The 25,133-nt window shown below is 41.1% G+C and carries 21 protein-coding genes; 13 read left to right on the top strand and 8 right to left on the bottom strand.

Going from position 1 to position 25,133, the window contains the following annotated elements; translation table 11 throughout:
* Positions 1-21: 21 nt before the first annotated feature.
* The 4 genes from K0S23_RS02345 to K0S23_RS02330 all read left to right on the top strand — a co-directional run bounded on the left by K0S23_RS02345 (position 22) and on the right by K0S23_RS02330 (position 6,131).
* Positions 22-663, top strand: a complete 642-nt coding sequence (locus K0S23_RS02345) for an ATP-binding cassette domain-containing protein (RefSeq protein WP_300353696.1) — start codon at positions 22-24, stop codon at positions 661-663.
* 3 nt (positions 664-666) lie between these two features.
* Positions 667-1,848, top strand: a complete 1,182-nt coding sequence (locus K0S23_RS02340; RefSeq protein WP_300353693.1) for a hypothetical protein — start codon at positions 667-669, stop codon at positions 1,846-1,848.
* Positions 1,849-1,912: 64 nt separating this feature from the next.
* Positions 1,913-3,436 (top strand): thioredoxin-like domain-containing protein, encoded by a 1,524-nt coding sequence (locus tag K0S23_RS02335; protein ID WP_300353692.1) that lies wholly within the window; start codon positions 1,913-1,915, stop codon positions 3,434-3,436.
* Between the two features lie 229 nt (positions 3,437-3,665).
* On the top strand, positions 3,666-6,131 hold the full coding sequence (locus K0S23_RS02330; RefSeq protein WP_300353689.1) for a T9SS type A sorting domain-containing protein: 2,466 nt from the start codon (positions 3,666-3,668) through the stop codon (positions 6,129-6,131).
* A gap of 46 nt (positions 6,132-6,177) precedes the next feature.
* Here the strand turns inward: K0S23_RS02330 and K0S23_RS02325 are convergent, their stop codons facing one another.
* From K0S23_RS02325 to K0S23_RS02300, 6 genes are all read right to left on the bottom strand, one after another.
* Positions 6,178-7,617, bottom strand: coding sequence for an MFS transporter (locus K0S23_RS02325; protein ID WP_300353686.1), 1,440 nt, complete (start codon positions 7,615-7,617; stop codon positions 6,178-6,180).
* Between the two features lie 9 nt (positions 7,618-7,626).
* Positions 7,627-8,850: an NAD(P)-dependent oxidoreductase gene (locus K0S23_RS02320; protein ID WP_300353683.1), complete on the bottom strand. Its 1,224-nt coding sequence runs from the start codon at positions 8,848-8,850 to the stop codon at positions 7,627-7,629.
* 9 nt (positions 8,851-8,859) lie between these two features.
* Positions 8,860-9,483 carry an HAD hydrolase family protein gene (locus K0S23_RS02315; protein ID WP_300353680.1) on the bottom strand — a complete coding sequence of 208 codons (624 nt, stop codon included), beginning with the start codon at positions 9,481-9,483 and terminating at the stop codon, positions 8,860-8,862.
* 62 nt (positions 9,484-9,545) lie between these two features.
* The gene (aroF, locus tag K0S23_RS02310) at positions 9,546-10,544 is read right to left on the bottom strand and encodes a 3-deoxy-7-phosphoheptulonate synthase (RefSeq protein WP_300353677.1); all 999 of its coding nucleotides are present in this window, start codon (positions 10,542-10,544) and stop codon (positions 9,546-9,548) included.
* The gene (locus K0S23_RS02305; RefSeq protein WP_300353674.1) at positions 10,541-11,542 is read right to left on the bottom strand and encodes a CBS domain-containing protein; all 1,002 of its coding nucleotides are present in this window, start codon (positions 11,540-11,542) and stop codon (positions 10,541-10,543) included. Before K0S23_RS02305 ends, aroF begins: the two co-directional genes overlap by 4 nt.
* Positions 11,543-11,673: 131 nt before the next feature.
* Positions 11,674-12,078, bottom strand: coding sequence for a thiol-disulfide oxidoreductase DCC family protein (locus K0S23_RS02300; RefSeq protein WP_300353672.1), 405 nt, complete (start codon positions 12,076-12,078; stop codon positions 11,674-11,676).
* 123 nt (positions 12,079-12,201) lie between these two features.
* On the opposite strand from K0S23_RS02300, the gene elbB reads away from it, so the two are divergent.
* From elbB to K0S23_RS02260, 8 genes are all read left to right on the top strand, one after another.
* Positions 12,202-12,888, top strand: coding sequence for an isoprenoid biosynthesis glyoxalase ElbB (elbB, locus tag K0S23_RS02295; RefSeq protein ID WP_300353671.1), 687 nt, complete (start codon positions 12,202-12,204; stop codon positions 12,886-12,888).
* Positions 12,885-14,654 carry a DNA mismatch repair protein gene (locus K0S23_RS02290; protein ID WP_300353669.1) on the top strand — a complete coding sequence of 590 codons (1,770 nt, stop codon included), beginning with the start codon at positions 12,885-12,887 and terminating at the stop codon, positions 14,652-14,654. Before elbB ends, K0S23_RS02290 begins: the two co-directional genes overlap by 4 nt.
* Complete coding sequence (locus K0S23_RS02285) at positions 14,651-15,607, top strand: PHB depolymerase family esterase (RefSeq protein ID WP_300353667.1); 957 nt, start codon at positions 14,651-14,653, stop codon at positions 15,605-15,607. Before K0S23_RS02290 ends, K0S23_RS02285 begins: the two co-directional genes overlap by 4 nt.
* A 187-nt stretch (positions 15,608-15,794) precedes the next feature.
* Positions 15,795-17,405 (top strand): phosphoenolpyruvate carboxykinase (ATP), encoded by a 1,611-nt coding sequence (pckA, locus tag K0S23_RS02280; protein ID WP_300353665.1) that lies wholly within the window; start codon positions 15,795-15,797, stop codon positions 17,403-17,405.
* A gap of 243 nt (positions 17,406-17,648) precedes the next feature.
* Positions 17,649-18,389 carry a subclass B1 metallo-beta-lactamase gene (gene bla, locus K0S23_RS02275; protein ID WP_300353663.1) on the top strand — a complete coding sequence of 247 codons (741 nt, stop codon included), beginning with the start codon at positions 17,649-17,651 and terminating at the stop codon, positions 18,387-18,389.
* Between the two features lie 50 nt (positions 18,390-18,439).
* Positions 18,440-19,327, top strand: a complete 888-nt coding sequence (locus tag K0S23_RS02270; RefSeq protein WP_300353661.1) for an alpha/beta hydrolase — start codon at positions 18,440-18,442, stop codon at positions 19,325-19,327.
* A 5-nt stretch (positions 19,328-19,332) separates the two neighbouring features.
* Positions 19,333-19,905, top strand: coding sequence for a Crp/Fnr family transcriptional regulator (locus K0S23_RS02265; protein ID WP_300353659.1), 573 nt, complete (start codon positions 19,333-19,335; stop codon positions 19,903-19,905).
* Positions 19,906-20,063: 158 nt separating this feature from the next.
* Positions 20,064-20,507, top strand: coding sequence for a carboxymuconolactone decarboxylase family protein (locus K0S23_RS02260; protein WP_300353657.1), 444 nt, complete (start codon positions 20,064-20,066; stop codon positions 20,505-20,507).
* A 268-nt stretch (positions 20,508-20,775) separates the two neighbouring features.
* Here K0S23_RS02260 and K0S23_RS02255 read toward each other — a convergent pair whose 3' ends face one another.
* Positions 20,776-21,276, bottom strand: coding sequence for a hypothetical protein (locus K0S23_RS02255; protein WP_300353655.1), 501 nt, complete (start codon positions 21,274-21,276; stop codon positions 20,776-20,778).
* 164 nt (positions 21,277-21,440) lie between these two features.
* Entirely contained in the window at positions 21,441-22,040 is a 600-nt protein-coding gene (locus tag K0S23_RS02250) for a sigma-70 family RNA polymerase sigma factor (RefSeq protein ID WP_300353653.1), read from the bottom strand.
* Between the two features lie 271 nt (positions 22,041-22,311).
* Between K0S23_RS02250 and uvrA the strand changes: the two genes are divergently transcribed.
* The gene (uvrA, locus tag K0S23_RS02245) at positions 22,312-25,098 is read left to right on the top strand and encodes an excinuclease ABC subunit UvrA (protein ID WP_300353651.1); all 2,787 of its coding nucleotides are present in this window, start codon (positions 22,312-22,314) and stop codon (positions 25,096-25,098) included.
* The last annotated feature ends 35 nt before the right edge of the window (positions 25,099-25,133 follow it).

Here is a 25,133-nt window from a genome sequence, read left to right as displayed (position 1 = left end):
TGAATCGAAAACTTACTAAAGATGAACATTCAATTTAATCAGGTAATGCCTTTCCCGCTCGCTTCCATTTCCCACGGAACAGATAGCATTTGGGGAAATACCGCAAAACTTGAAACCGGCAATAAAATTCTTCTGAATGCATCTTCCGGAAAGGGTAAATCTACCTTTTCCATGACCGTGTTCGGGATCCGAAAAGATTACGATGGCACCATCCTATACGACGGGCGGGACATTAAAACCTTTTCCGTTGACGAATGGGTTGAAATCCGTCAGCGAAAGATCTCCACGGTTTTCCAGGACCTGCAGCTTTTTCACAAACTGACCGTTGCAGAAAATTTACAACTTAAGAATCAATTAACCGGTTTCAAGACGGAACAAGAGATCCAGGCCATGCTAGCCGAGTTGGAAATTGAGCACAAATGGAATGATCCCTGCGGATTACTGTCTATGGGACAGCAGCAGCGCGTTGCAATTGTCCGTTCGCTTTGCCAACCTTTTAACTGGCTTGTACTGGACGAACCCTTTTCTCACCTGGACGAACGCAATAGTCTTCGCTGCCTTTCTATGATAGACGCAGAATGTAACAGGCAAAAAGCCGGATTTGTCCTCACCTCTTTGGACGATGACAAGCGCTTCTCTTACGATTACGAATTAAAGCTCTGAGTTATGTTACGCAAATTATTATTTCAACACCAGGATAAACGCCAATTGATTATTGCCGTTATCGGAGCTTTCTTAGGAATGACTTTCCTCATTACTTCCATCCACTATTTGGTCAAGGTTAATGAATTTGGGGAGGGAGCGAACATTTTGGGACCTAATACGGTGATCGTTCAAAAAAAGGTATCCAGTTTCAATACATTAAACATCGCTAAAACTGATTTTTCATTGAGCGAAATTGAAGAAATAAAGAAAAAACCCTTCATTTTGGATGTACAACCGGTAGAATCGAATAATTTCAATATTACGATCGAAACAGCTGATCCTTCCGTTCCAAGATTCAGAGGTGACATTTTTATTCAAACGGTAGATCCTGATTTTTTAGATATCAAATCAACTAAATGGCATTGGAAAGAAGGAGATACTTTGGTTCCTATCCTCATGCCCAGAGACCTGCTGGTTATGATGAACATGTTTATGAGTTCGAAAGACATGCCACAAATAAGTGACGAATTGGCCATGGACATTAAATTCAAATTTGCTTTGATCAGTGACACAGGAAAAGAGTATATCTCATGCCGGATTATCGGTTTTACAAATGATATGCCTTCAGTACTTGTCCCACAAAACTTCATGACCTGGGCAAACAACCGCTTTGCTCCAAATGCAGAGCAAAAGATCACGCAAATAATGATTTCAGGAAAAGAAAACGAATTCGGACTAGTGGAACAGATGCTCGAAGAAAAACATCTTGAATCCAAAAATGCACAAGTCGCTATCGGGCGTCTGAAAAGTATGGTAGGAACGTTAATATTGGTTGTTTTAGGAATCTCAATCATTGCTGTATTTCTTTCAGGTTTGGTTTTAATCCAATATCTGCAGCTGCTTTTGAGTAAAAACCTTTATGAAGTACGTACCTTGATGCGACTGGGACATCACCCTAACACACTGGTAAAGAATTTCTTCGTTTATTTTTCCAAGGTTTTTGGAATAATTGGACTGCTAAGTATTGGCTGTTTCATTGGATTTAAACTATTTTTAGACTCCTTATTTGAGTCGGGAGGATTGTATATTGACACCGGTTTAAGCTTACTAAGTATTCTTGCTTTGGTATTTGCTTATTCCCTGTTTGCAATGGCTTCCTACTTAAGTGCCCGCAAAGGAATTTACGAACAGAACAATGGTTAATTTTCTGTTAAACCAATGACTTTATTAAATTTGCTACGTCATGATAATAAATAAACACATAAACATGAAACAACTTCTTGTAGTTACCCTATTACTTGTATCAACTTTTGGATTTAGTCAGAAATTACGCTTCAAAGTAGAAGGAGCAAAAGACACCACGGTATTCCTAACAAAATACTATGGCTCTAAGCTATTTTATGCAGATACCGCAGAAATGAAAGGCGGAGTTGTTGAATTTACAGCAAAGCCAGATTTAAAGCCCGGAATCGTTGCTTTACTTATGCCGGGACAAAAATACTTCGAGGTTATTTATAACAAGGAAGAAATCAATATAGAGACAAAAGCTCCTGATTTCATTTCCAATATGAAGGTAAAGAAATCGGAAGAGAACAAAGTTTTTGTAGCTTACATCAATTTTCTTCAGCAGCAGCGAAAAGTAGCAACCGCTTATTCGGAAGAACGCAAAAAATTTAAGGAAGGTGACGCTCAATACAAGCGTTTAGGCGAGCAAATGGATTCCGTGTCTAAATTAGTTGCTACTTACCAAACAGATCTACAAAAGAACAATCCGACAAAACTGGTTGCTAAGATCATTAAAATGTCAATGGACGTGGTGGTACCGGAAGCTCCAAAGGATGCAAACGGGAAAGTGACCAACGAAAATTTCAGATACCAATACTACCGGGCACATTACTGGGACAATATCGATTTGAAAGACGACCGTTTGGTAAACACTCCTGTTTTCGGATCGAAAATGGAATATTTCTTTGGAAAAAACATGCTGGTGCAGCATCCTGATACTGTTCTGGCTTTTGCATTCCCTTTCGTTGAGCAGTTGGATAAGAAATCGGAACTGTTTAAATATGCAGTTGATTACATTACAAATACGTTCGCCAAATCAAACATCATGGGAATGGACAAAGTATATGTTTTCATGGTGAACCGTTATTACTGTCAAAACGATGCTTCGGGAAATTCAATTGCTTACTGGATGAAGGATAAGGACAAATTGAAAGAATTGTGTGAGGAGAATAAAGTACGCATGAACCTGGTTCAGGGTGTTCGTCCTCCAAACATTATCCTGCGTGATACTACAGATGTAAACTGGAAGGATTTCTACAGTTTGAAAAGCGATTACACCATTCTTTACTTCTGGGATCCGGAATGCGGACATTGTAAAAAAACAACTCCGAAACTACAGACTTTGTATGAGAAGAAGTTTAAGAACCGCAACGTAGAGATCTTCTCAGTAGGTAAAGCAACCAACGAAGATTTCGAGAAGTGGAAGAAATTCATCCGTGATAATAAGCTGACATTCATTAATGTTGGTTTGACCAAAAAACTGTTTGAGGATGCAACTGCAGATCCGCGTCAATTCATTCCGAAATACACGACACTGGAATCATTAAATTATCATGATACCTACGATATTTATGCAACGCCACGGATCTTTGTATTGGATAAAGACAAAAAGATCATTGCGAAGCAATTGACGATCTCTCAATTGGAAGATTTCATCGACCGCATGCAAAACATTAAGGATGCGGAGAAATTATTCCCTCCTGATCCGGAAGAAGAAGCTCATTAATCATCAAAAGGCCGGTAGAAATACCGGTCTTTTTTTTGTTTGATTTCCCACCTTTTTTTCATGGTTTTGACTGATTTTTAAGCAATATTTCCCCGATAAACATTTACAAACCTGTGAAGTTGGCCTGAAGCTTTAGTGATCATACGGAGCCTTCTACTTCCAGTATAAAAAGACATTAACCATTCGTTTAATTCTGTATATTTGGCAAACACACTGCTACAACTCTCCTATGAAAACTACTCTTGCGATTCTACTACCGTTTCTTTTTGTTCCATTTTTTTTATTTGCTCAATGTCCAACATGCGGAAACGGAGTTGTTGATGCTGGTGAGACAAGTATTAATTGTCCTTCAGATGTGTCTCATAGTGCAACTTGTACGAGTCCCTGTGCGCAACCTACTTCTTTTGAATCCGCATCAGGAATTCGTCAGTCATTTGATTTTGTAGGAACAGCGACTTGGTCTACCGCTGGATTACCGACGGGCTGGACTTTTGCAGGAGCTCCATCTGCCACCACAGCCGGAGCGATTCCTACTGCAGATACTTATGGCGCAAAGGGCGGATTAATTCAACCCAATTGTTCGGGAAGCTGCGCTGCTACTAACGGATTTTGCATCGGGAACCTCGCAAGTTCCTTGGCAGTTGGCTCAGGCGGTGCCAGCGGAAAACTCGGAGCCAACTTTGACGGCAGAGCAAATGTTTCTCAAAACTTAAGCTATGCAGTACTTCGCGGGCAAAGTAATCCAACATTGGTTTCCCCGTCTTTTGACATGTCTTCAGTGGAAGGTTTCAAGGTGCAATTCTGGCTTTTTCCGTCGGAAACTTCCTGTGGCCAAACAAACGGCTGGGGTTCGTGCACAGGAAATGCTGCATTCCTGGACTTCTCTTCCAATGGCGGAACAAGCTGGACGCAGGTGATGCAGATGGATATCAGCTCAAGTAATACCGATATGTGCACCAACAATTCCACAAACACCAAATGGCTGACAGAAAGTGCCTGGTCGCGTGTTTGCCTGACTGTTTTTAAATCTGCTTCCTCTCCGGGGAATTTTTATACGGCAGCAACGGGAACAACAGCTGCATCCGGAATCATGGTCAGTAGTGCATACTTTACTTCGGGTTTCAAATTCAGAATACGCTATGCTCAAACTGCCAGCTGTACATCCGGAATTACAACAACCAATCCGGGACGCTATTTAGCTATCGATTACCCGGTTATCACTTCCGGAAACGAGATGATTCCCTGCGGAATTTCCTTTTCAAACATGTGTGGTTATGGGGAAGATGACAATGATGATGGAGTTGGTTCAAGCACAGCAACTACTCAAACAACAGCTTTTTCAACGGTTAAACGAAGTGTGAATCAGGCGGAACGAGGGGTTGAAATTTTCAACTCGCAAAACACCGTATTCGGAAATCAAAATTTATCCGGGAGTAGCTTTACGACTAATTATGATCTGTGTAATTCAGAAGGAGGAGATCAACAATGTCTTGACTGGCAATCCGACAACACTGCATACGCTGTAGTTTACGAATGCATTACCGATTGGGAAGCTCCAACATCAGGGATCAATCTGAATTATTACGAGGGAACGACTCCCCAATCTTTTGGACTCAGTAAAGTTACAACAGCCGGAAAAACTGCCACGATCGGCTGGAGGTATTCCGGAAGCCGTTATGTAGATTGCGGCGGAACAATGGATCTGAATCCCGGATGCAACGGTTATCTGTTCCGTTCCAATTCGCTACCTACTCAATTCAGTCGTGGATTCTACGGACTGGCAACCAACAACCTGGGACAATCCTGGAGCTATTACGGGGCCACCAGCTGCAGTCATTATTTCAACGGGCCCACGTTTGCGCCGATTGCAGTACCGACAGCTTTACCGGCCGCCACCAACTATGTAAGCTGCGTTGGGAGTGACCTGGTTTTCACTGCAGATGTGGCTTATTGTTCATCCAGCAACTTCACAGGTTCATCAACGATCGATATTACCGGACCGGGAGGGTTTTCCGAAACTATTAACGGAGGCTCTATGGGTTCAACTCCAATTACATTTGCGGGAGAATATTTTCTGACGGGACACACACCTTCCAGTCCAGTACAATGCCTTGATTGCGGAAGAACCGTTTGCGTAACGATCTTACAATCCGAAATGGACAATTGTTTAACAGCATTACCTGTCGGACTAAGCAATTTCAGAGTAAACAATTCAGATCTCACTTCCCTCCTGCTCTGGGAAACCGAAAATGAAGAGAATAGTGATTATTTCACAGTTCAACGTTCTGAAAAAGGAAGTGAATTCGAGTCGCTCGGAGTTATTGACGCGAAAGGAAACAGCGATCAAAAGCAATTTTACCAGTTCGCGGATCATAAACCGATACCCGGAATTTCTTATTACCGTTTAAAAATGACGGATCTGAACGGAAGTCTCCGTTATTCCACAATTGTTTCGAGTGAGCGGAAAGGGAATCCTTTAGAGATCATTCCGAATCCCAACAATGGGAGTTTCCAGCTTACGGGATTGGAAGGAAAAAATCAACTCGAGCTTTTGGATCTACAAGGGAAAATCATCCATGTTAAAGAAACGAATGGAGGAACGGTTTTATTTGAAACAGACTTATCTCCCGGGATTTATGTTCTTAAGATCAGTCATTCAAGAGGAAGTGAGGTGATAAGAATATTGGTGAAATAGCATTTTTTAATTATCAATAATCAAGGGGGTATTCTCCTTTTGATAATTAATCGTAAATGCCTTCCAGGTCTGTGCGTTCATTTTTCGGGATACGGAAAAGCATCAGGAGGCCAACGATAAAGAAGAATGCCACTGAAACAACCGAATAACGAATGGATTCAAAACCAATTTCCATTAAACCGAAGAAAAGTGTTCCCGTAACGATTCCAATCTTCTCTGTTGCGTCGTAAAACGAGAAATAACTCGCGTGGTCTTCTGTTTCGGGCAGGTATTTGGAATAGGTAGAACGGGCCAAAGCCTGAACCCCGCCCATTACGATTCCAACACCGCAAGCCAAACAATAGAACTCAACAGGAGTTTCGATTACGAAAGCCGCAGCACAAACTCCCAGCCAGATCACCAGGGAAATTCCCAATGTTTTTATATTTCCTATTTTCCCGGATAAACGCGACATCAAAAATGCTCCGGCAGCTCCGAGCAACTGGATCAATAAAATCGCAATGATCAAGCCACTGTCGTCTACTTTTCCATCTTTAACCGGCCAATCGATTTCCTTTTTAGCAAAGAAAGTAGCCATCAACATCACAGTTTGAACCCCTGTATTGAAGAAGAAGAAAGAAGTCAGATAACGCTTCAGACGTTTTGTTTTTTGAAATTCGGAGAACACATTCTTCAATTCTTTGAATCCTTTCCAGATATAGCCTTTTTCTTTCACCCTGTTGGAAGTGATATTCGGTAAAACACGATATGTAATCTGGGAGAATCCAACCCACCAAAGACCAACTAAAAGAAAGCAGTAAGATACAGGCATCGTATTTTCTACTTTTGGGGTAGCAGGATCATCAAAGAAGTCAAAGATCGGAACCTGAATCAGCACCAGGCAAATAATCAACAAAACCATAGAACCGAAATATCCCATGGAAAATCCACGGGCGGAAATCTTGTCCATGTCTTTTTTATGAGCGATCTCCGGCAAATACGAATTGTAAAACACCAAACTATTCCAAAAACCAATACTGGCGAAGAACAAGGACAACATAGCAACTTCCAGCAAGCCGTCGCGCATTAAATCCGTAAAGAAATAAAGTGACATACAGGAAAGTGCTCCCAGGTAACAGAAGAACTGCAGGAAACGTTTCTTATTCCCTCGGTAATCGGCAATTCCGGATAAAAAAGGAGAAGAAAAAGATACAATCAGGAAAGATGCGGAAAGGACGAAGCTCATCAAAGCCGAATTCGGGATGTGCATTCCAAAAAAGTCGACCATTACCTCTTCACCAGCTGCAAGTTTCGAGGGATCTAAGTCAAGACTCGTCCACGCTTTGCCTATATTCTCCGGTTTCTCCGATAAATATTGTTTCGTGGTTACCGTATCGTAGAAAATAGGGAAAATAGCAGATGAAATAACCAGGTTGTAAACTGAGTTTGCCCAGTCGTACATTACCCAGCCCTTAATTATTTTCTTGTCGCCTTTTTGTATCTCCATAGCCGCTTGTTAAGCTGTTACCTGATTTACATAATCATTCAGGTACGCAAAATTGGGAGTTAAATTACCATTTAAATCAGTCTCTGAACCTCTTCCGATAATGTTATCGGGATCTTCCCCGAATAAATGCGGGAAAACAGATTTTATTAATTCGTTTCCAAAATCTTCGGAAGCGTCTTTTGGCAATTCACAAGGCAAATTATCTACGGCCATTACGGTTATTGATCCAGCCTGTTTCCAGTCACATTCCTGACCTGTTTCAGGATCGTATCCATAAAACGGATCGGCGATCTTTGAAGCGCGAAGCGTTGAGGCGATTGGTCCCTGAATATCACAGGAAACATCTGCTATGACGCGGATTTTGTTTTTACCGGATCTTAAATCCTCTGCTGTCAGAATATAAGGAGATTTATTACTCCAGAAATGACAGGCAATGTATACATCGGCAACCTCCGAATAGCGGGCAAAACTTGACTCGTAAAACTCAGGAGTATTGTAAAATTCAGCTTTCACAAAAGGTTTCCCGTCTTTTCTTCTGTAATAATCCTCTATTTCCAAATGTGTGAATACAGGAGTATCAAACTTCTCAGTTAAGAATTCTTCCGGGCTTACTTCCGTAAAAGGCAATAAGTCCATAATTTCACGTGCACCGTAACCTACTCTTCCGAAACCAGTTAGTACCAGTTTCATATTCTCAGGGAAAGTCGCTTTGTGCAGTTCTTCTTCCATTTCCTTTCTTCCGGCGCATTCATTGGCAGGTTTGAGGTGAAAGAGGTTTGTTTTTTCGCCGAATGCACGAATACCATTGTAGGCCCCAACAATTCCCGCATAACGGCCAAAACCGATAATGCGTTTGTTTTCCTTGGACTTTAGTACTTCGTAGTCGATCAATTGAATTTTCTTCTCTAAGATCGCACGCAAGAGATTTCTGTTGTACGGCTGTTTTTTGATCGTATGTGAAAAGAAAAGGAATTTTTTCCGGGGAATCAGATCCTCGATATTCACTTCTTTCACCCCCATAATAATGTCGCAATCTGACAAATCTTTTACCACTTCAATTCCTTCAGCCACATATTCTTCATCCTTAAACGCACGAACTTCGCTTGTCTGAACAAAAACTTTAACGTGTGGAAATTTCATTTCAACCAACTTACACTGTTTTGGAGTGAGTGGAACCCGCTTATCAGGTGGCACTTTACCTTCTCTGATGATGCCTAATTTCACTTGATTCATGCCTGTTGTTTAATATTCTTTTATTGGTTCCGACAGAAGAAAGTTATCGATGAATTCTCTCACAACTCCTGTCCCACCATTTTTTGTTAATACAATATCTACTTCTTTCTTAACTTCCTGAACGGCGTCTTTTGGACACGCACTCAGCCCTACTTCACGCATAATCGATAAATCGTTCACATCATCACCGATCATTGCCACTTCATCCAGGGATATATTTAATTCCCCGCACCATCTTTTAAGGATCATGATCTTTTGTTCCCTCCCGACATACACATGTTTAATACCCAAGGTATCCGCACGGTTACGCACCATCTGATCAACAAAAGCGGAAGAAATAATTCCACAAATCAATCCTTTCTCCTGGACTTTCATAATGGCCATTCCGTCTTTGGAATTGTATTTCTTCACCTGGTCACCAGCTTCCGTATAATACATTCCGCCATCGGTCATTACCCCATCCACATCCAAAATTAGCAATTTAATTTTTTGAATTTTGACCTTTAAATGATCAAAAATGAACAAAGGTTTGAACAACATGGAATAAAAATCCACTTCGTATTCCTCTGCAATAGCTTCAAGATCCAGAATTGATAACTCTGTTACACCGTCTACGTCGAAATCTTTCAGCATCTGATAAAAATCAACACCGAACTTTGCGCAAAGGCCTTTTATATTTTGCTCTAAAAACAAGATTAAACCAATTTATAGCCAACGCTGGAAGCAATCGGGCTAAGTGTTTGTAATAACTGCTTGAATTCTGCATGATTGAGCTGCTGGGAAGCATCCGACTTAGCAACTTTCGGGTTCGGATGAACTTCAACAAGCAATCCGTCAACTCCCAAAGCAATGCAAGCACGCGATAATCCTGCAACGCCGTAAGCATAACCCATCGCGTGACTCGGATCCAGGATAACCGGAAGATTGGTGTAGTGTTTCAACCACTCCACTCCGCATAAATCCAGGGTAAAACGGGTTCCTGTTTCAAATGTCCGGATTCCTCTTTCACACAAAAGGACATTTTCATTTCCCCCGGAAAGAACAAATTCAGCAGCCTGAACAAACTCTTGTAAGGTTGTTCCGAAACCGCGTTTGATCAAAACCGTTTTTTGTGTTTTTGCACAAGCACGAAGAATTCCCTGGTCGTACATTGCTTTCGCCCCAACCTGGATCACATCTGCATGTTCAATAATTTCATCGATATGTGTTGCGTCTCTTGCTTCAGTAACCACTGTAAAACCGTATTCTTCACGCATTTTAGCAAGCAACTTCAATCCTTCCAATCCAAGTCCCTGAAAACTGTAAGGACTAGTTCTCGGTTTGTAACAACCTCCGCGAAGTGATGTTAATCCCAAAGATTTCAACAATTCGGAAGATTCCCTGATCTGCTCTTCGGATTCAACCGAACAAGGTCCGGAAATCATAATGGTATTTCCTGTTTTACCGCCGACTGTTACATTTCCGATTTTCACCTCCCTGGTTTCAGAGCGGTAATTTCGGGATGCCAGCTGCATATCGTTCGGGAAGACCCAATGTTCTTCGGTCACAGCTTCCAAAGCCGCCGGAACTTCTTTTATTCCCGAACCTGTTACCAACACATTGATTCCCTGCGACACCAGGTGAAATGCTTTGTTCTCTGCAGCTAACCTTGCCGCATCAGCTGAACTTACTGATTTTTTTAAATGAATGATCATATTTCCCCTTTAATCAGGTTTACGAATGTTAAGATCCCTTTCGCTTGATTATTCCCGTCGACAACGGGTAAATAAAGAATTGGGAAAGTATATTTTTTGATTTGTTGAAGTAAGTCGTTTACTGTTGCTGTTTCGAGGATAACCAAAGGTTTGGAGTTCATAATCTCAGAAATCGATTCCGAATTCAAATTACCATTTGTACGAATCAAACTCTTGCGAATATCTGCATTGGAGATCAAGCCCTTTAAATCTTTTGCCTGATTGACAACCAGTGTGAAACCCAATTTTCCGTCTTCAATTACATTCAAAACCTGCAAGAGTGAAGATTCTTCCCCTATAACCGGAGATTCGGTCAGTGGAATCATAAAGTCTTTCACCAAAAACTGGGAATCTACGTTTCGCTTGGTCAAATCCATCAATGCATGTCCGACACTCGGAGCATTAAACAGGTAAGAACCCGAAACAGAAGTATGAACTCCCATGTTTCTTAAAATGAATGAAACTTCTCCATTCACTCCTCCATCCACATGAACGGATTTCGAAGGATATTTCTTTTGAAAATCTCGGATCTTTTTAAAGTTTACAGCATCAAAAACACCACCGCTTTGTCCTGGAATGGTAGCCATGATCAGAATAAAGTCGAAGTTGCTGTATTTATCAAATGCTTCGATGGAAGTCGGAGTAATGATCGCCAGACCTTTCTTTCCTTTAATATCGGAAGGAATTACTAATTCTTCTTCCAGGTCTTCTACCTGGAATGTCACGTATTCCACCGGAACAGCACGCAGTAAATCAAAGTAATTGGAAGGATGCTTTGTAATAATGTGCAGGTCAACAGGAATTGAACACCAGGTTCTGATCTTACTGATATCTTCAAAAACCGAAGGATCGTCATTACAGTCCACATGCAATAAATCAACATGGTGAGCAGCCAGGTCCCTGATTGTTTCCGACAGGTCACGTTTCTTATCCGAATAAATCGAAGCAGATATTCTCATAAGACAAAAATAACTAAAGTATTTCCTTTGTGAGCCCTCTTTTTAGAATGATATTAACAAGAGTGTACACAAATCAGACTCATATTTTAACATCTGGTTTTATTTATTGTCTCCCTGACAGAAAGTGAAAATTAAAAACTTTTTTGGGACAAAAACCGGACAGCCTGTTCGGGAGTCGGAAGCGCACAAAAAGAGGCCGCTAGACGCATTCTGCGTTTTGCAATCATGTTGTAAATTCCATCCCGGATAAAGCGCGGACAGATCCACCCTATTTTACCAAGAGTAAAGGGAAAGCGCAAATAATTCAAAACCTTCAGGGCTGCGGTTGAGCGTTTGTTTAATTTCTTTCCATCCCAAAAGTAAAAAGTTGAAAGATCCATTTCTTCGATTCCCAGTTGTTTAAAGAAAGACCTGGCGAATTCACTTTGAAGTGCACAAAAATGGATTTCGTGATTCTTTTCATTGTTTAGAACAAGTTGGACCGTTTTATTACAAAAACCGCAATCGCCGTCGTAAAAAATTATTGGTTTGTCCATGAAAACAAAGATACGAAATAGCGGGAGAATCGTATTTTTGAGGAACAAAAACTGTTCTAGGGTTTATAACCCTAGAAGGGTGGTTAGTTATTTTTTACGTATATTATATAAAATAGCAATAAAATGAATTTTGGAATTTTACTTTCCGGATCCGGAGTCTACGACGGAGCAGAAATCCAGGAAGCGGTATTGAGTATGCTGGCGGTATCCGAATTGGGAGATACATATACTTGCATCGGAGTAAATGCGGATCAATTTCACGTAATTAATCATACTACAGGGGAAACCATGAATGAATCACGGAATATGCTGGTTGAAGCAGCACGGATCGCTCGTGGAAACATTGTTCCGATCCAGGATATTCAACCTGCCGATATCGACGGATTGATCATTCCCGGCGGATTCGGTAATGCAAAAAACTTTACCAAATGGGCATTTGAAGGTCCGGAAGGAAGTATTTTACCGGAAGTTAAATTACTTCTTGTAAACCTGGTCAATGTGGGAAAACCTATTGCTGCATTGTGTGTAAGCCCGGTAGTTTTAGCAAAAGCACTGGAAGGTTCCGATATTCATCCTTCGCTTACCCTGGGAACAACTGCCGAAACTTCACCCTATGATATCGAAGCATTTTCACAGGGACTGGAAAAAACGGGCGCAACAAGCACTTACAAAACAGTCAGAGAAATCCAGGTCGACGAAGCAAATAAGATCATCACAGCTCCTTGTTATATGATGGAAGCGTCTATCAGTGATGTGTGGAAAAACATTCAGCAAGCTGTCAGTGAATTGAAAAAAATGGCCACCATATGATTCCTGACTATTCAGCAAGGTCTGAATCTTACAAAATATCTGTAAATCAAATCAATAAACAACTTCGTTTAATTGGTTGGTCCAGGTTGTTTGCGCTTCTTATCTGCGGAGCTTGCTTCTACTTTTCCCGGGAAGAGAATGGCTTGCCATTTTTAATCGGGGGAATTGCTTTCTTAGGATTATTTGCCTTCCTGGTCAGCTACCATTTTAAAGTAAAACGCAAACTCCAGGTTGCTTCCACCTATTATTGGCTCAATGATTCGGAACATTTATTCGTTACAGAATTAAAACCCTATTACGAAGACGGAAAAGAATTTATAGACACAAGGCATCCTTATTCTTTTGACATTGACCTGTTTGGACCGCACTCTTTGTTTGAGCATCTAAACCGGACTTCAACGGTGATCGGGAGCGAGAAACTTGCGCAAACCCTTCTTCAAACACAAAGTAAAGAAGCTCTGAATAATTCCCAGGAAGCAATCCGGGAAATTGCCGACGACCTAGAGTGGAGACAAGCCTTCCAGGTTTATGCGAAACTGGGAAAAGACAGCCAGGAAACCCGGAACTACATTGAACGCTGGCAGGATTCGAAACAAACCGTTTCCATCCTGTCACAGATCCTCGCTTTTGTATTTCCTGCATTGGGTTTAACAAGCATGATCCTGTTGTGGCAAAGCGGACAGGTTTACTGGTTTAATGTCGGGGTTATCCTCGCGGTTGTCAATATGCTTTTATTCGGTGCGATTTCGGGAAAGATCCGCAAAGAAATCGGTAAAGCAGAACGGATCGGTGCATCTCTCCTTGCATACAGTGAAATGCTGAAATTAATCGAGACCAGAGACTGGAAATCCAGCAGACTTAAAGATATTCATTCAAAAGTACATTCCAAAAACCAGGCAGCCAGTTCACTGCTAAAGGAAGCTTCCCGGATTTATGAAAACTTGGACAGTATCCACAACGGAATGGCTGTTTTCCTTTTAAATTCGACCGTTCAATACCATGTTCATGTTTTCAGACGCTTGATCAAGTGGAAAAAGAATCACCGCGAATCAATCAGCCAGTGGATAGAACAAATCGCAGAAGTTGAGAATTTGCTTTCCTTTAGTAATTTCCATGTAAATAATCCCGAATACTGTTTCCCGGATCTTACCGGCGATACAATCTCGTTCGAAGAATTAGGTCATCCGCTTATTAAAAAGAGCGTACGTATCAGCAATGATATTTCATTTGATCAGCAGCGATTTGTAATTCTTACCGGATCGAACATGTCGGGAAAAAGCACCTATTTAAGAACCCTTGGAATTGCGGTGATCTTAGCCAATGCGGGATCTGTAATTCCGGCAAAAAGTGCAAACTTCTACCCTATTCCCCTGCTTGTTTCTATGCGATTAAGTGATTCACTGGAAGAAAGCACTTCTTACTTCTTCTCGGAAGTTAAACGACTAAAACTGATCATTGACAACCTGAACAATGGTCCGGCCTTTGTTTTATTGGACGAAATTTTGCGCGGAACCAACTCAGACGACAAACAAAACGGAACAATCGGAATTGTAGAACAAATGGTACGTTTAAATGCCATTGGAATGATTGCAACACACGATTTGGAAGTTTGCGAAACCACCAGGTTACATCCGTCGTATTTAAGCAACAAATGCTTTGAAGTGGAAATCCGGGACAACGATTTATTCTTTGATTACAAACTTCGTGATGGCATTTGTCAAAATAAAAGTGCTACATTCATCATGAAAAAATACCAAATAATTTGAAAACAACAGTACTCATTTCGCTACTACTCTTCCCGTTTGCAGGGAGTTCCCAATTAACCGATATTACAGCAAATATCATCCAAAACCCGGGAAATTTGAATGCGTTTATTCACGAACCTGTAACTAAACCCACCAAGAAAATCCCGCTGGTGTTGGTGCTCCATGGTTGTAACCAGGATGCAATGGAAATTTCCACCGGTTCAGGCTGGAATATGCTTGCGGATTCATTGAATTTCCTGGTACTTTATCCCGAGCAAAAAAGCGCTAATAATATGATCCGGTGTTTCAATTGGTTCTCGAAAGACGACCAGGAAAAGGATAAAGGTGAAATCGCCAGCATTCACGAAATGGTGAAATATGCTGTTTCCCACTACTCTATTGACACTTCAAAGATCTTTATTTATGGTGCAAGTGCCGGTGCAGCCATGAGTGTGAATTACATGGCATGTTATCCAAGCACGATCAAATCAGGAGCGATTTTAGCAGGAACAGCTTACAAACAAGTCGAGTCCGTTGGGAAATCTTTTTCCGAGATGAAACAGCCTACTATGTTTGACGAAGCCAACCTGCGTAAGAAATTATATTCACAAGATTCACTTTATAAGGGAGAGTTTCCGCAATTGATCGTCATTCATGGAACGGAAGACAAAGTAGTTCAGTATGGAAACGGAGAAGTCCTGGTAAAGCAATGGAAAACAGCTTTTAATGTCACTTCAGAATCCATGAAACAAGTTGTTGCAGGCGCCACTACTCCCACAATCATGCGCACAGATTATAAAGATGCGAAAGGTCGTTCGGTCATCATTTTATATAAGGCGAATAAATGGGGACACTACCTGATGATCGACCCGGGGCCAGGCCCGAAACAAGGAGGAGAAGTCTCCAAACATGCGAAAGACGGGGATTTTTTCAGCACCTTTCAAATTGCAAAAGATTGGAATTTAGCCAAGTAAGATTAAGAAGTTATTAACTCCGAATTCCGCACAATAAACTACTAACCAAGACGTTAACAAGAGTTAATCAAAGGATTTGTTCTCATTCTGTTAATATTTATACTGAAAAAAGGGCGGTTTTTTGATGAATCCATGTACTTTTGCACCAAAATAAGTTAGCCTCCAAGGCAAAACAAAAAGACATTTTATGAATGAATTTGGTAAACGAGGAAAAAACGCCGATTTAAAAGCAACTATCGGATTAGAAAATCTCGGTAACGTATTCTGGAATTTAACGCCAGCGGAACTAGTAGAAGACACTATTATCAGCGGTCAGGGTGTATTAACAGACACAGGGGCTCTTGCTATTGAAACAGGTGAATTCACTGGGAGATCTCCAAAAGATCGCTTTGTTGTTCGTGATGCGAATACTGAAAACAGTGTTTGGTGGGGTGATGTAAACATTCCTGTTTCTACGGAACAATTTGATGCGTTATACAACCGCATGAAGTCTTATTTGATCGACAAAGACGTTTATGTTCGTGATGCTTATGCTTGTGCTGACGAAAAATTCAGAATGAACATCCGTGTAACAACTGAATTCCCTTGGTCAAACATGTTTGCTTACAACATGTTCTTACGTCCAACTGATGCTGAGATCGAAGATTTTGACGCTGAATGGAATATTGTCTGCGCTCCAGGATTCAAAGCTGATCCTGCAATTGACGGAACACGCCAGGCTAATTTCGCAATCCTGAACTTCACCCGTAAAATGATCATTATCGGCGGTACAGGATATACAGGAGAGATCAAGAAAGGTATTTTCTCCGTATTGAACTATGTGTTGCCACACGAGAAAAATGTACTTTCCATGCACTGTTCGGCAAACGTTGGCGAATCAGGGGATACAGCTATTTTCTTCGGTTTGTCCGGAACAGGAAAAACAACTTTGTCTTCCGATCCTAATCGTCGTTTGATCGGTGATGATGAGCACGGTTGGTCAGATAATACCGTATTCAACTTCGAAGGAGGTTGTTACGCAAAAACAATCGATCTGTCGAAAGAAAAAGAGCCGCAAATTTATGATGCGATCAAATTCGGTGCGATTTTGGAAAACATCGGATTCCACGAAGGAACATCCACTCCTGATTACGCAGACGGATCAATTACAGAAAACACACGTGTTTCTTATCCAATTGATTTCATTGACAATATCATGACTCCATCAATCGGGTCAGGACCAAAAAATATTTTCTTCCTTACAGCTGATGCATTCGGTGTATTGCCTCCGATCTCGCGTTTGACGAATGAGCAGGCAATGTATCACTTCATGTCAGGATATACCGCGAAAGTTGCAGGAACAGAGGTTGGAATTACAGAACCGACAACTACTTTCTCAGCTTGTTTCGGAAAAGCATTTTTACCGCTTCACCCAGCGAAATACGCAAAACTTTTGGGTGAGAAATTGCAGGGAACGGACATTAAAGTATGGCTAATCAATACAGGATGGTCCGGTGGATCTTACGGTGTTGGAAGCAGAATGAAATTGTCTTACACACGTGCTATGATCACTGCAGCATTGACAGGAAAATTAGACAACGCTGTTTATGAAACATTACCGGTATTCGAATTATCATTCCCTACTTCTTGTCCCGAGGTACCAAGCGAGATTTTAAATCCTCGTGCAACCTGGGCTGATAAGTCGTCATATGATAAAACTGCCAACCATTTGGCTGATCAATTCGTTAAGAACTTTGAACAGTATGCAGCGGAAACATCTACGGATATTTTAGCAGCAGCTCCGAAAGTGACTGTTTAATCTAGTTTTATTATTTTAGTTCTGAAGGCTTCCATTTTTGGAGGCCTTTCTTTTTTACCGCAAAGAATAAAAAGCAAGGTTTTTGAAGACGAAGCATAGTCAGAAATGACATTATTCTAAGGTAAAAGAGCGTAAAGTTTTTTACTTATTAATGACTTTGTGTACTCTGCACCTACACTTAAACTGGAAGAAAACCAGCAGAAAAGAATGAACAGAAAGAGATAAATTACTAAGTTTATATCCATGAGAGCGCTTCTTTTTTCACTGGCTTGTTTTGTCACAATTGGCCTGAATGCCCAACTGGATTTCAAAAAAATATCGGATAGTTCCTATGTCTTTACTACCTACCAGGTTTATAAAGAAGTCAGGATTTCCTCTCACGGACTGTTGAAGATCACAAGCGGCGGTGTGGTTATGATCGATACACCCTGGGACACAACCCAGTTTCAGCCATTATTGGATTCTATTGATCGGAAATTCCACAAAAAAGTACTATTAGTGATTTCAACACACTGGCACGAAGACCGCACTGCCGGACTCGATTACTATCGGAACAAAGGAATCGCGACTTACAGTACCTACGCTACCAAGAATCTGTGCCGTGAAAATAATTTCCCCCAGGCCGAGTTTACTTTTGAGGGCGATACAACTTTCAATGTATTCAATACCGTTTTTGAAACATATTATCCCGGGGCCGGACATTCCTCAGATAATATCGTGGTTTACTTCCCCAAAGACAGGCTTCTGGTTGGCGGCTGTTTCATCAAATCAGTGGAAGCAAAGGATTTAGGGAATCTTTCAGATGCCAATATCGGTATGTGGCGGGTTGCAGTAAAAACCCTGATGAAGAAATACCCGAAAGTCAAAACTGTTATTCCGGGGCATCAGAAAATTGCGGGGAAAAGTGCTCTGAAGCATACCTTAAAACTTGCAAACGAGAAATACAAGGGACGGAAACAAGACAAGAAAAAGGCGAAGCATTGATCCGGGATGAAAGTTATTTTTTGAGTATCAAAACTTATAGAAAAAATAAAATGAAACGGCTTATCTATTTCGTATCTATTCTTTTGATCTTTACCTCGTGCACTGAAAATAAAAAAACAGAAACAATTCAAACGAAAATGGAAAGCGCACCCGGTAATTTAACTCCTAAGAAAGGAACTTCCGAAGTAAACGGAATTCAAATGTATTACGAGATCTATGGAAAGGGAAAGCCATTGGTGCTCATTCATGGCGGTGGATCTACTATTGAAACTTCGTTTGGAAGAATTATACCCTTGTTATCAGAAAATCGACAATTAATCTGCGTTGAATTACAAGCCCATGGACGGACAGGTGACAGGAATTCCCCCCTTTCATTCGAACAGGATGCCGACGATGTGGCTGCACTTCTGAAAAATCTCCGTATTGAGAAAGCCGATATCTTCGGTTTCAGCAATGGCGGAAATACCGCACTTCAAATTGCAATCAGGCATCCGGAACTTTGCGATAAAATCATTGCAGCTTCTGTTTTATTAAAACGCGACGGAACCTTTCCTCAATTTTGGGAGTTCATGAAAAACGGGACTTTTGAACAAATGCCTCAGCAATATAAAGATGCATTCATGAAAGTGAATCCCGACAGTACCAAACTGATAAACATGTATCAGAAATGTGTTGACAGGATGATCTATTTCAAAGATTTTCCCGACGAACAAATAAAATCTATCAAATCCGCTGTACTACTCATAAACGGCGATAGCGATGTTGCTACTTCAGAACATGCAGTGGCAATGTCAAAACTGCTTGCGAATTGTAAACTGGCGATCATTCCCGGTGGACACGGCGCATACATGGGCGAGGTAACAACCTTAAAACCAAATTACAAAGACAGCGACTTCATCGTTCCCATGATAGTCAACTTTCTCAATGATCGACTGTAAATTACATGTCACAGATTTTCAAACAGCACCTTGAAAAATTCATCTCCGTTTCCGACGAAGAGTTCGGAGCAATCCTGGCTTATTTCAAAACGATTCGTGTATCGAAAAAAGAAATCTTGCAGCAAGAAGGAAAAATATGTCGCTGTCAATATTTTGTATTAAGCGGATGCCTTCGAAAATTCATGCTCAATGAAAAAGGAGTTGAAGTAACAACCGAATTCGCTCTCGAAACCTGGTGGTTATCCGACAACAGGGCTTTCGAGTTTCAAACGGAATCCCTTTTCAGCATCCAGGCCGTTGAAAATTCAGAAATCCTTACGATTGATTTCCAATCACTGGAGAATCTGTACCGGGATTTTCCGGTTATGGAGCGCTATTTCCGCTATGTTTACCAGCGTGCCTTTGCAGCTTACCAAATGCGGATCAAATATTTGTATACCTTTTCCAAAGAAGACTATTTTTTTCATTTTTACGATTCGTATCCTGAGTTTGTACAACGCGTTCCTCAATACCTGCTTGCTTCTTTCCTCGGACTTACTCCGGAGTATTTAAGTGAACTTCGGAAAAAGAGAAAGTGAAACTTCGATAATATTCCGATGTAGCAGAATGATGTCGGCAAACTTTAATCGGCTTGTTCGTTTCTTAATCTGGTTTAAGTTTTTTCCGCTGTTGCTTGCTGATCTTTGTTCAAACAAAATTCCTGACGAGAAATCTCAGGATCTAAAAGACAAACAAAATGGAAAACAGAATCAACATCATGGAAATCGAGCCGGAGGCAACAAAAGCAATGTACGGTTTGGAAGGCTATCTTTCAAAAAGCGCCTTAACAAAAACTCACCGGGAATTAATTAAAATCCGCGCTTCGCAAATCAATGGCTGTGCGTATTGCATCGACATGCATACGAAGGATGCTTTAAAAATGGGCGAAACCATTCAACGGATCGTTTTGCTGGATGCCTGGAGAGAAGTGAATGACCTGTATACAAAAGAAGAACGTGTTCTCCTGGAATTAACAGAAGCTGTTACACTCATTCACCGAGGAGGAATTCCGGCAGATCTTTACAAAGAGGCAAGTGAAACCTTTGATGAAAATTACCTGGCTCAGATTATTATGGCAATCACGACGATCAATTCCTGGAACAGGATTTCGATCAGTGGATTGTACCAGCCGGGGAAGTAATAGGAACCTAACTCCCATTTTTTCTTCCCGCAGATGCACAGATTTAAAAGGCACCTACCGGATGTCTAAAGTAGAAACAGCGAGACGGTCTGTTCCGTATGCGAAGTTGTTCGGGGGTAAGCTCACTTCAATCTGTGCAACTTGTCTCGACGTTTCGGGATCTGTGGGAAATAATGAAAACGACTCAAAGCTTCCGATTTCCGGGAGCTTTTTTGCATTTGTGGATAAGTGTAAGATTATCCACCTGTTACCATGGTAATTAATGCGATTACTCTTCGCACAGGAATATTTTCCAGCGTAATTTAGCCCCACCCATCACCATTACATCCATCTGTTCAAACTTCTTGGCAGCCTCATACTCTACCTCCAATAAATACATTCCCGGCTGAATGTGTCTGAAATCACAACCCGATTTATCCGTAATCCGCTCATAAGTTTGTTCCTTATTCGATAATTTTACTTTTACACCCGTAAGATAATCACTACACAAACAATATAGATTTACATGAATAATAGCCGTAATGGTGTCCATCAAAACTGTTACCTCATTTCCTTCCAATCGGGATATACAAGAATCTGCCATAGTTGATTTTGTATCCAAATGATCTCCTGCTTCACTATTCTTTCCTTCTGAATAACCGGGAACCTCCACATTTGTGCTCTTTTTGGTAGTTGTATCTTTTATAGGAACCTGGCTGCATCCCATAAAGGAGAACAAGGATAGACTTATTGAAATTAAAAGTAATTGTTTGAGAAGCTGTGTTTGCATGGTTGAAATATAGTTGAAAATAGTGAATTGTTTGGAGCTTTTGTCTGTCGGGGATAAGTGTAAGATTATCCACCTGTTACCATGGTAACTAATTGGGCATCAAACAAAAAATCCCTTCCACCAAAGCAGAAGGGATTCCCTATTTTATTTGTGGTAGCAAATAATCAATCGAGATCAGTAACTAACTGGTGCTTCTCAATCAATTTCCTTAAATTAATCAACGCATAGCGCATTCTTCCCAATGCTGTATTGATAGAGATATTCTCCATCTCTGCAATATCCTTGAACGAAAGGTCCTGGAAAATGCGTTTTTCAATAATTTCTTTCTGACTTTCCGGCAAGTGCTGGATCAGCTGGATCATTTGTGTTTCCAACTCAGTTTTGGACATTTTTTGTTCCACATTCAATTCATCCATTTTCAGGATAGAAAAGATATTGAAGTCCTCGCTCTTCGCATTGCGCTCACTCACCATTTTCATTCTTCCGTGTTTGCGGAAGTAATCGATAACCAGGTTTTGTGCAATACGCATTGCCCATGGTAAGAATTTACCCTCTTCATTGTAATTACCAAGCTTCAGGGTTTGGATAATCTTTACGAATGTTTCCTGGAAAATATCTTCAGCGATTTCACGCTCACGGATTTTATGATAAATGGAACGATATATTTTATCTTTATGACGTAACAATAGAACTTCGAATGCTTGTTCGTTACCTTCTAAATAATAATGTATAAGGACTTGATCGTCTAGAAATTTCATAGCCATAACTCTACTCTTAAAGGTTTTAACCAGTTGTTTATTAACAGTTTAAAGTAGAATTCTTTCTATAGGCTCTATGAATTATTTTTGGAAAGATAGAACATAAAATTAAAAAATCAAAAAAAATCATAAATAATTACGAATTACAAATGCCTAATTCCGAATTTCAGATGCTCTGTTCAGCATTAATTAGTAGAAAGCAGAGTTAAACCAACTGACATTAATTTAATTCGGCATTCGTAATTCGGCATTCGTAATTATTTCCGAAATTTGTACTATGTCCGAAAGATATATTCACATCAAAGGCGCCCGCGTCAATAACTTAAAAAATTTAGAAGTCAAAATAGAACATGGCAAGTTTACCGTGATCACCGGGCTGTCTGGTTCCGGGAAGTCTTCCCTTGCTTTTGACACGCTTTACGCAGAAGGACAAAGACGTTATATTGAAAGTTTATCGTCCTATGCCCGCCAGTTCTTAGGAAAACTGGATAAACCGGAAACGGATTTCATTAAGGGAATTGCTCCTGCCATTGCAATCCAGCAAAAGGTCATCACCAATAATCCGCGATCAACAGTTGGTACGACGACCGAGATTTACGATTACCTCAAAATATTGTTCGCCCGGATCGGGAAAACCTTCTCCCCTGTTTCGGGAAATGAAGTGAAGAAAGATTCGGTAACGGATGTCATCAATTACATTGCGACCCTGGAGAATGATCTCCGTATTCTTATTGCTGCCCCTTTTCCTTCACTGGAAAAATATGGTATTGAAAAGACATTGAAACTGCTCAAAGAACAAGGGTATGTGCGTATTCTGCACAATCATGAACTAAAGCAGTTAGAAGACCTGAAGCCAAATGACCTTTCACTTTCGGATTCGATCCAGATTGTAGTCGATAGGATCGTGACGCAAGCCATGGACAATGATTTTTCAGGAAGATTGGGTGATTCCATTCAATTGGCTTTTATGGAAGGTCATGGAGATTGTTCCGTGATCCAAATGGGAAGTATGGAGGAACGCGCATTTTCCAATCGCTTTGAACTGGATAATATGACCTTCGTGGAGCCATCTCCTCACCTCTTTACCTTTAATAATCCATTCGGAGCTTGTAAAACCTGTGAAGGTTACGGTTCCATTATCGGCGTTGATCCGAATCTGGTGATTCCTGACCCAAGCTTAAGCGTATACGAAGGTGCTGTTGTTCCCTGGAAAGGCGAAGTGATGGGCGAATACCTGCAGGAGCTGGTTAAAAATGCACGGAAATTCGATTTCCCTATCCACCGCCCCGTAGAAGAATTGACCGAAGAGCAAGTAGCCGTTCTTTGGAATGGAAATTCTCATTTCGCAGGTATCAACGGCTTCTTCAAATTTGTTGAAAGTCAATCCTATAAAATTCAATACCGCGTCCTATTGTCGCGATACAGGGGGAAAACCCTTTGTCCGGAATGTCACGGAACACGTCTAAGAGAAGACGCAAACTACGTGAAAGTCGGCGGAATCAGTATCAAGGAATTGGTTTTAATGCCCATCGAAAATGCTTTAACCTTCTTCGAAAAGCTGGAAGTTGATCCTTTAGAACTGAAGATCACCAACCGCATTCTTCCCGAAATTACACAGCGCCTTTCTTTCTTATGCGAGGTAGGATTGGGTTATTTAACATTGAACCGGGCTGCAAACACCCTTTCGGGAGGAGAATCGCAGCGCATCAACTTAGCAACTTCACTGGGAAGCAGTTTGGTAGGTTCCATGTATATTCTGGATGAACCAAGTATCGGCTTACATCCGAGAGATACCGAACGACTGATCGGAGTTTTGAAGAAATTACGCGATATCGGGAACACGGTGATCGTAGTTGAACACGAGGAAGATATGATGCTTCATGCTGATGAGATCATCGACATTGGTCCGGCAGCCGGAAAGTTTGGCGGTGAAGTCGTTTTCCAGGGGAAATTCGATGCGCTTAAGAAGAACGATACAAGTCTCACAACACAATATTTAACCGGGGTACGGGAAATTCCGGTTCCAAAGAAGCGCAGGAGCGGGAACAACAAAATTTCTGTGATCGGTGGGAAAGAACATAACCTGAAAAATGTTTCGGTAGACTTTCCTTTGAACCGGATCGTTGCAGTTACCGGGGTAAGCGGTTCGGGTAAATCTACATTGGTCAAAGAAATTCTCTATCCGGGGATTCGCAAATACTTAGGTCAATACGGAGATCACCAGGGAAATGTAAAACGCATTGAAGGAGATTTGTCGTCCATCGCGGAAATCGAACTGATCGATCAAAACCCGATCGGGAAATCTTCAAGAAGTAATCCGGTTACCTATGTAAAAGCATTCGACGATATCCGGGAACTGTTTGCACGGCAAAATGCGGCAAAGCACAACGGGTATAAACCGGGATTCTTTTCATTCAACGTGGAAGGCGGACGCTGTGAAATGTGTGAGGGAGAAGGAGTTGTAACGGTCAGTATGCAGTTCATGGCCGATGTTCATTTGCTTTGCGAAGCCTGTGGTGGCAGCCGTTACCGCCAGGAAGCACTGGAAGTTCACTACCGGGACAAGAATATTTCTGACATCCTGAACATGGATATCTCTTCTGCCCTGGCCTTTTTCAAAGAAAGCAAAGACAAGCTGGAAGAGAAGATCATTCAAAAGATCCAGCCACTGGAAGATGTCGGTTTGGGTTATTTACAAATGGGACAATCCAGCAGTTCGTTAAGCGGCGGTGAAGCTCAACGTGTAAAACTGGCTTCCTTCCTAATTAAGGGAGCTCAAAAAAGCAATAAGACTCTGTTTATTTTCGATGAACCGACAACCGGGCTTCATTTCTTCGATATTGAAAAACTACTGATCGCATTTAATCGCTTAGTGGATGACGGACATTCCATTATTGTGATAGAGCACAATATGGACGTGATCAAAGCAGCAGACTGGATCATTGACATTGGTCCTGAAGGCGGTATTAACGGGGGGAATATTGAATTTACCGGTACGCCGGAAGACCTGGTTAAAGTGAAAAATAATTATACGGGAATACACTTAAAGCATAAGTTGAAGTAGGTTTTAAAGCATCTCTTTAAGTGAGTTTTATTAAT

Origin of the sequence: Fluviicola sp., from assembly GCF_029266855.1 — a bacterium.
GTDB lineage: Bacteria > Bacteroidota > Bacteroidia > Flavobacteriales_D > Crocinitomicaceae > Fluviicola.
Note: the sequence above shows the minus strand (reverse complement) of the source record. Positions and strands in the feature narration are given on the sequence as shown.

Bases quoted from the DNA above. Each gene is read 5' to 3' on its own strand.
- K0S23_RS02315 (WP_300353680.1), bottom strand. From the start codon at position 9,483: ATGCTGAAAGATTTCGACGTAGACGGTGTAACAGAGTTATCAATTCTG.
- K0S23_RS02320 (WP_300353683.1), bottom strand. From the start codon at position 8,850: ATGAATCAAGTGAAATTAGGCATCATCAGAGAAGGTAAAGTGCCACCT.
- K0S23_RS02250 (WP_300353653.1), bottom strand. From the start codon at position 22,040: ATGGCTATGAAATTTCTAGACGATCAAGTCCTTATACATTATTATTTA.
- K0S23_RS02330 (WP_300353689.1), top strand. From the start codon at position 3,666: ATGAAAACTACTCTTGCGATTCTACTACCGTTTCTTTTTGTTCCATTT.
- K0S23_RS02260 (WP_300353657.1), top strand. From the start codon at position 20,064: ATGGAAAACAGAATCAACATCATGGAAATCGAGCCGGAGGCAACAAAA.
- K0S23_RS02265 (WP_300353659.1), top strand. From the start codon at position 19,333: ATGTCACAGATTTTCAAACAGCACCTTGAAAAATTCATCTCCGTTTCC.
- K0S23_RS02335 (WP_300353692.1), top strand. From the start codon at position 1,913: ATGAAACAACTTCTTGTAGTTACCCTATTACTTGTATCAACTTTTGGA.
- K0S23_RS02305 (WP_300353674.1), bottom strand. From the start codon at position 11,542: ATGAGAATATCTGCTTCGATTTATTCGGATAAGAAACGTGACCTGTCG.
- K0S23_RS02325 (WP_300353686.1), bottom strand. From the start codon at position 7,617: ATGGAGATACAAAAAGGCGACAAGAAAATAATTAAGGGCTGGGTAATG.
- aroF (WP_300353677.1), bottom strand. From the start codon at position 10,544: ATGATCATTCATTTAAAAAAATCAGTAAGTTCAGCTGATGCGGCAAGG.
- K0S23_RS02290 (WP_300353669.1), top strand. From the start codon at position 12,885: ATGATTCCTGACTATTCAGCAAGGTCTGAATCTTACAAAATATCTGTA.
- K0S23_RS02255 (WP_300353655.1), bottom strand. From the start codon at position 21,276: ATGCAAACACAGCTTCTCAAACAATTACTTTTAATTTCAATAAGTCTA.
- K0S23_RS02345 (WP_300353696.1), top strand. From the start codon at position 22: ATGAACATTCAATTTAATCAGGTAATGCCTTTCCCGCTCGCTTCCATT.
- K0S23_RS02300 (WP_300353672.1), bottom strand. From the start codon at position 12,078: ATGGACAAACCAATAATTTTTTACGACGGCGATTGCGGTTTTTGTAAT.
- K0S23_RS02340 (WP_300353693.1), top strand. From the start codon at position 667: ATGTTACGCAAATTATTATTTCAACACCAGGATAAACGCCAATTGATT.
- bla (WP_300353663.1), top strand. From the start codon at position 17,649: ATGAGAGCGCTTCTTTTTTCACTGGCTTGTTTTGTCACAATTGGCCTG.
- pckA (WP_300353665.1), top strand. From the start codon at position 15,795: ATGAATGAATTTGGTAAACGAGGAAAAAACGCCGATTTAAAAGCAACT.
- uvrA (WP_300353651.1), top strand. From the start codon at position 22,312: ATGTCCGAAAGATATATTCACATCAAAGGCGCCCGCGTCAATAACTTA.
- K0S23_RS02270 (WP_300353661.1), top strand. From the start codon at position 18,440: ATGAAACGGCTTATCTATTTCGTATCTATTCTTTTGATCTTTACCTCG.
- elbB (WP_300353671.1), top strand. From the start codon at position 12,202: ATGAATTTTGGAATTTTACTTTCCGGATCCGGAGTCTACGACGGAGCA.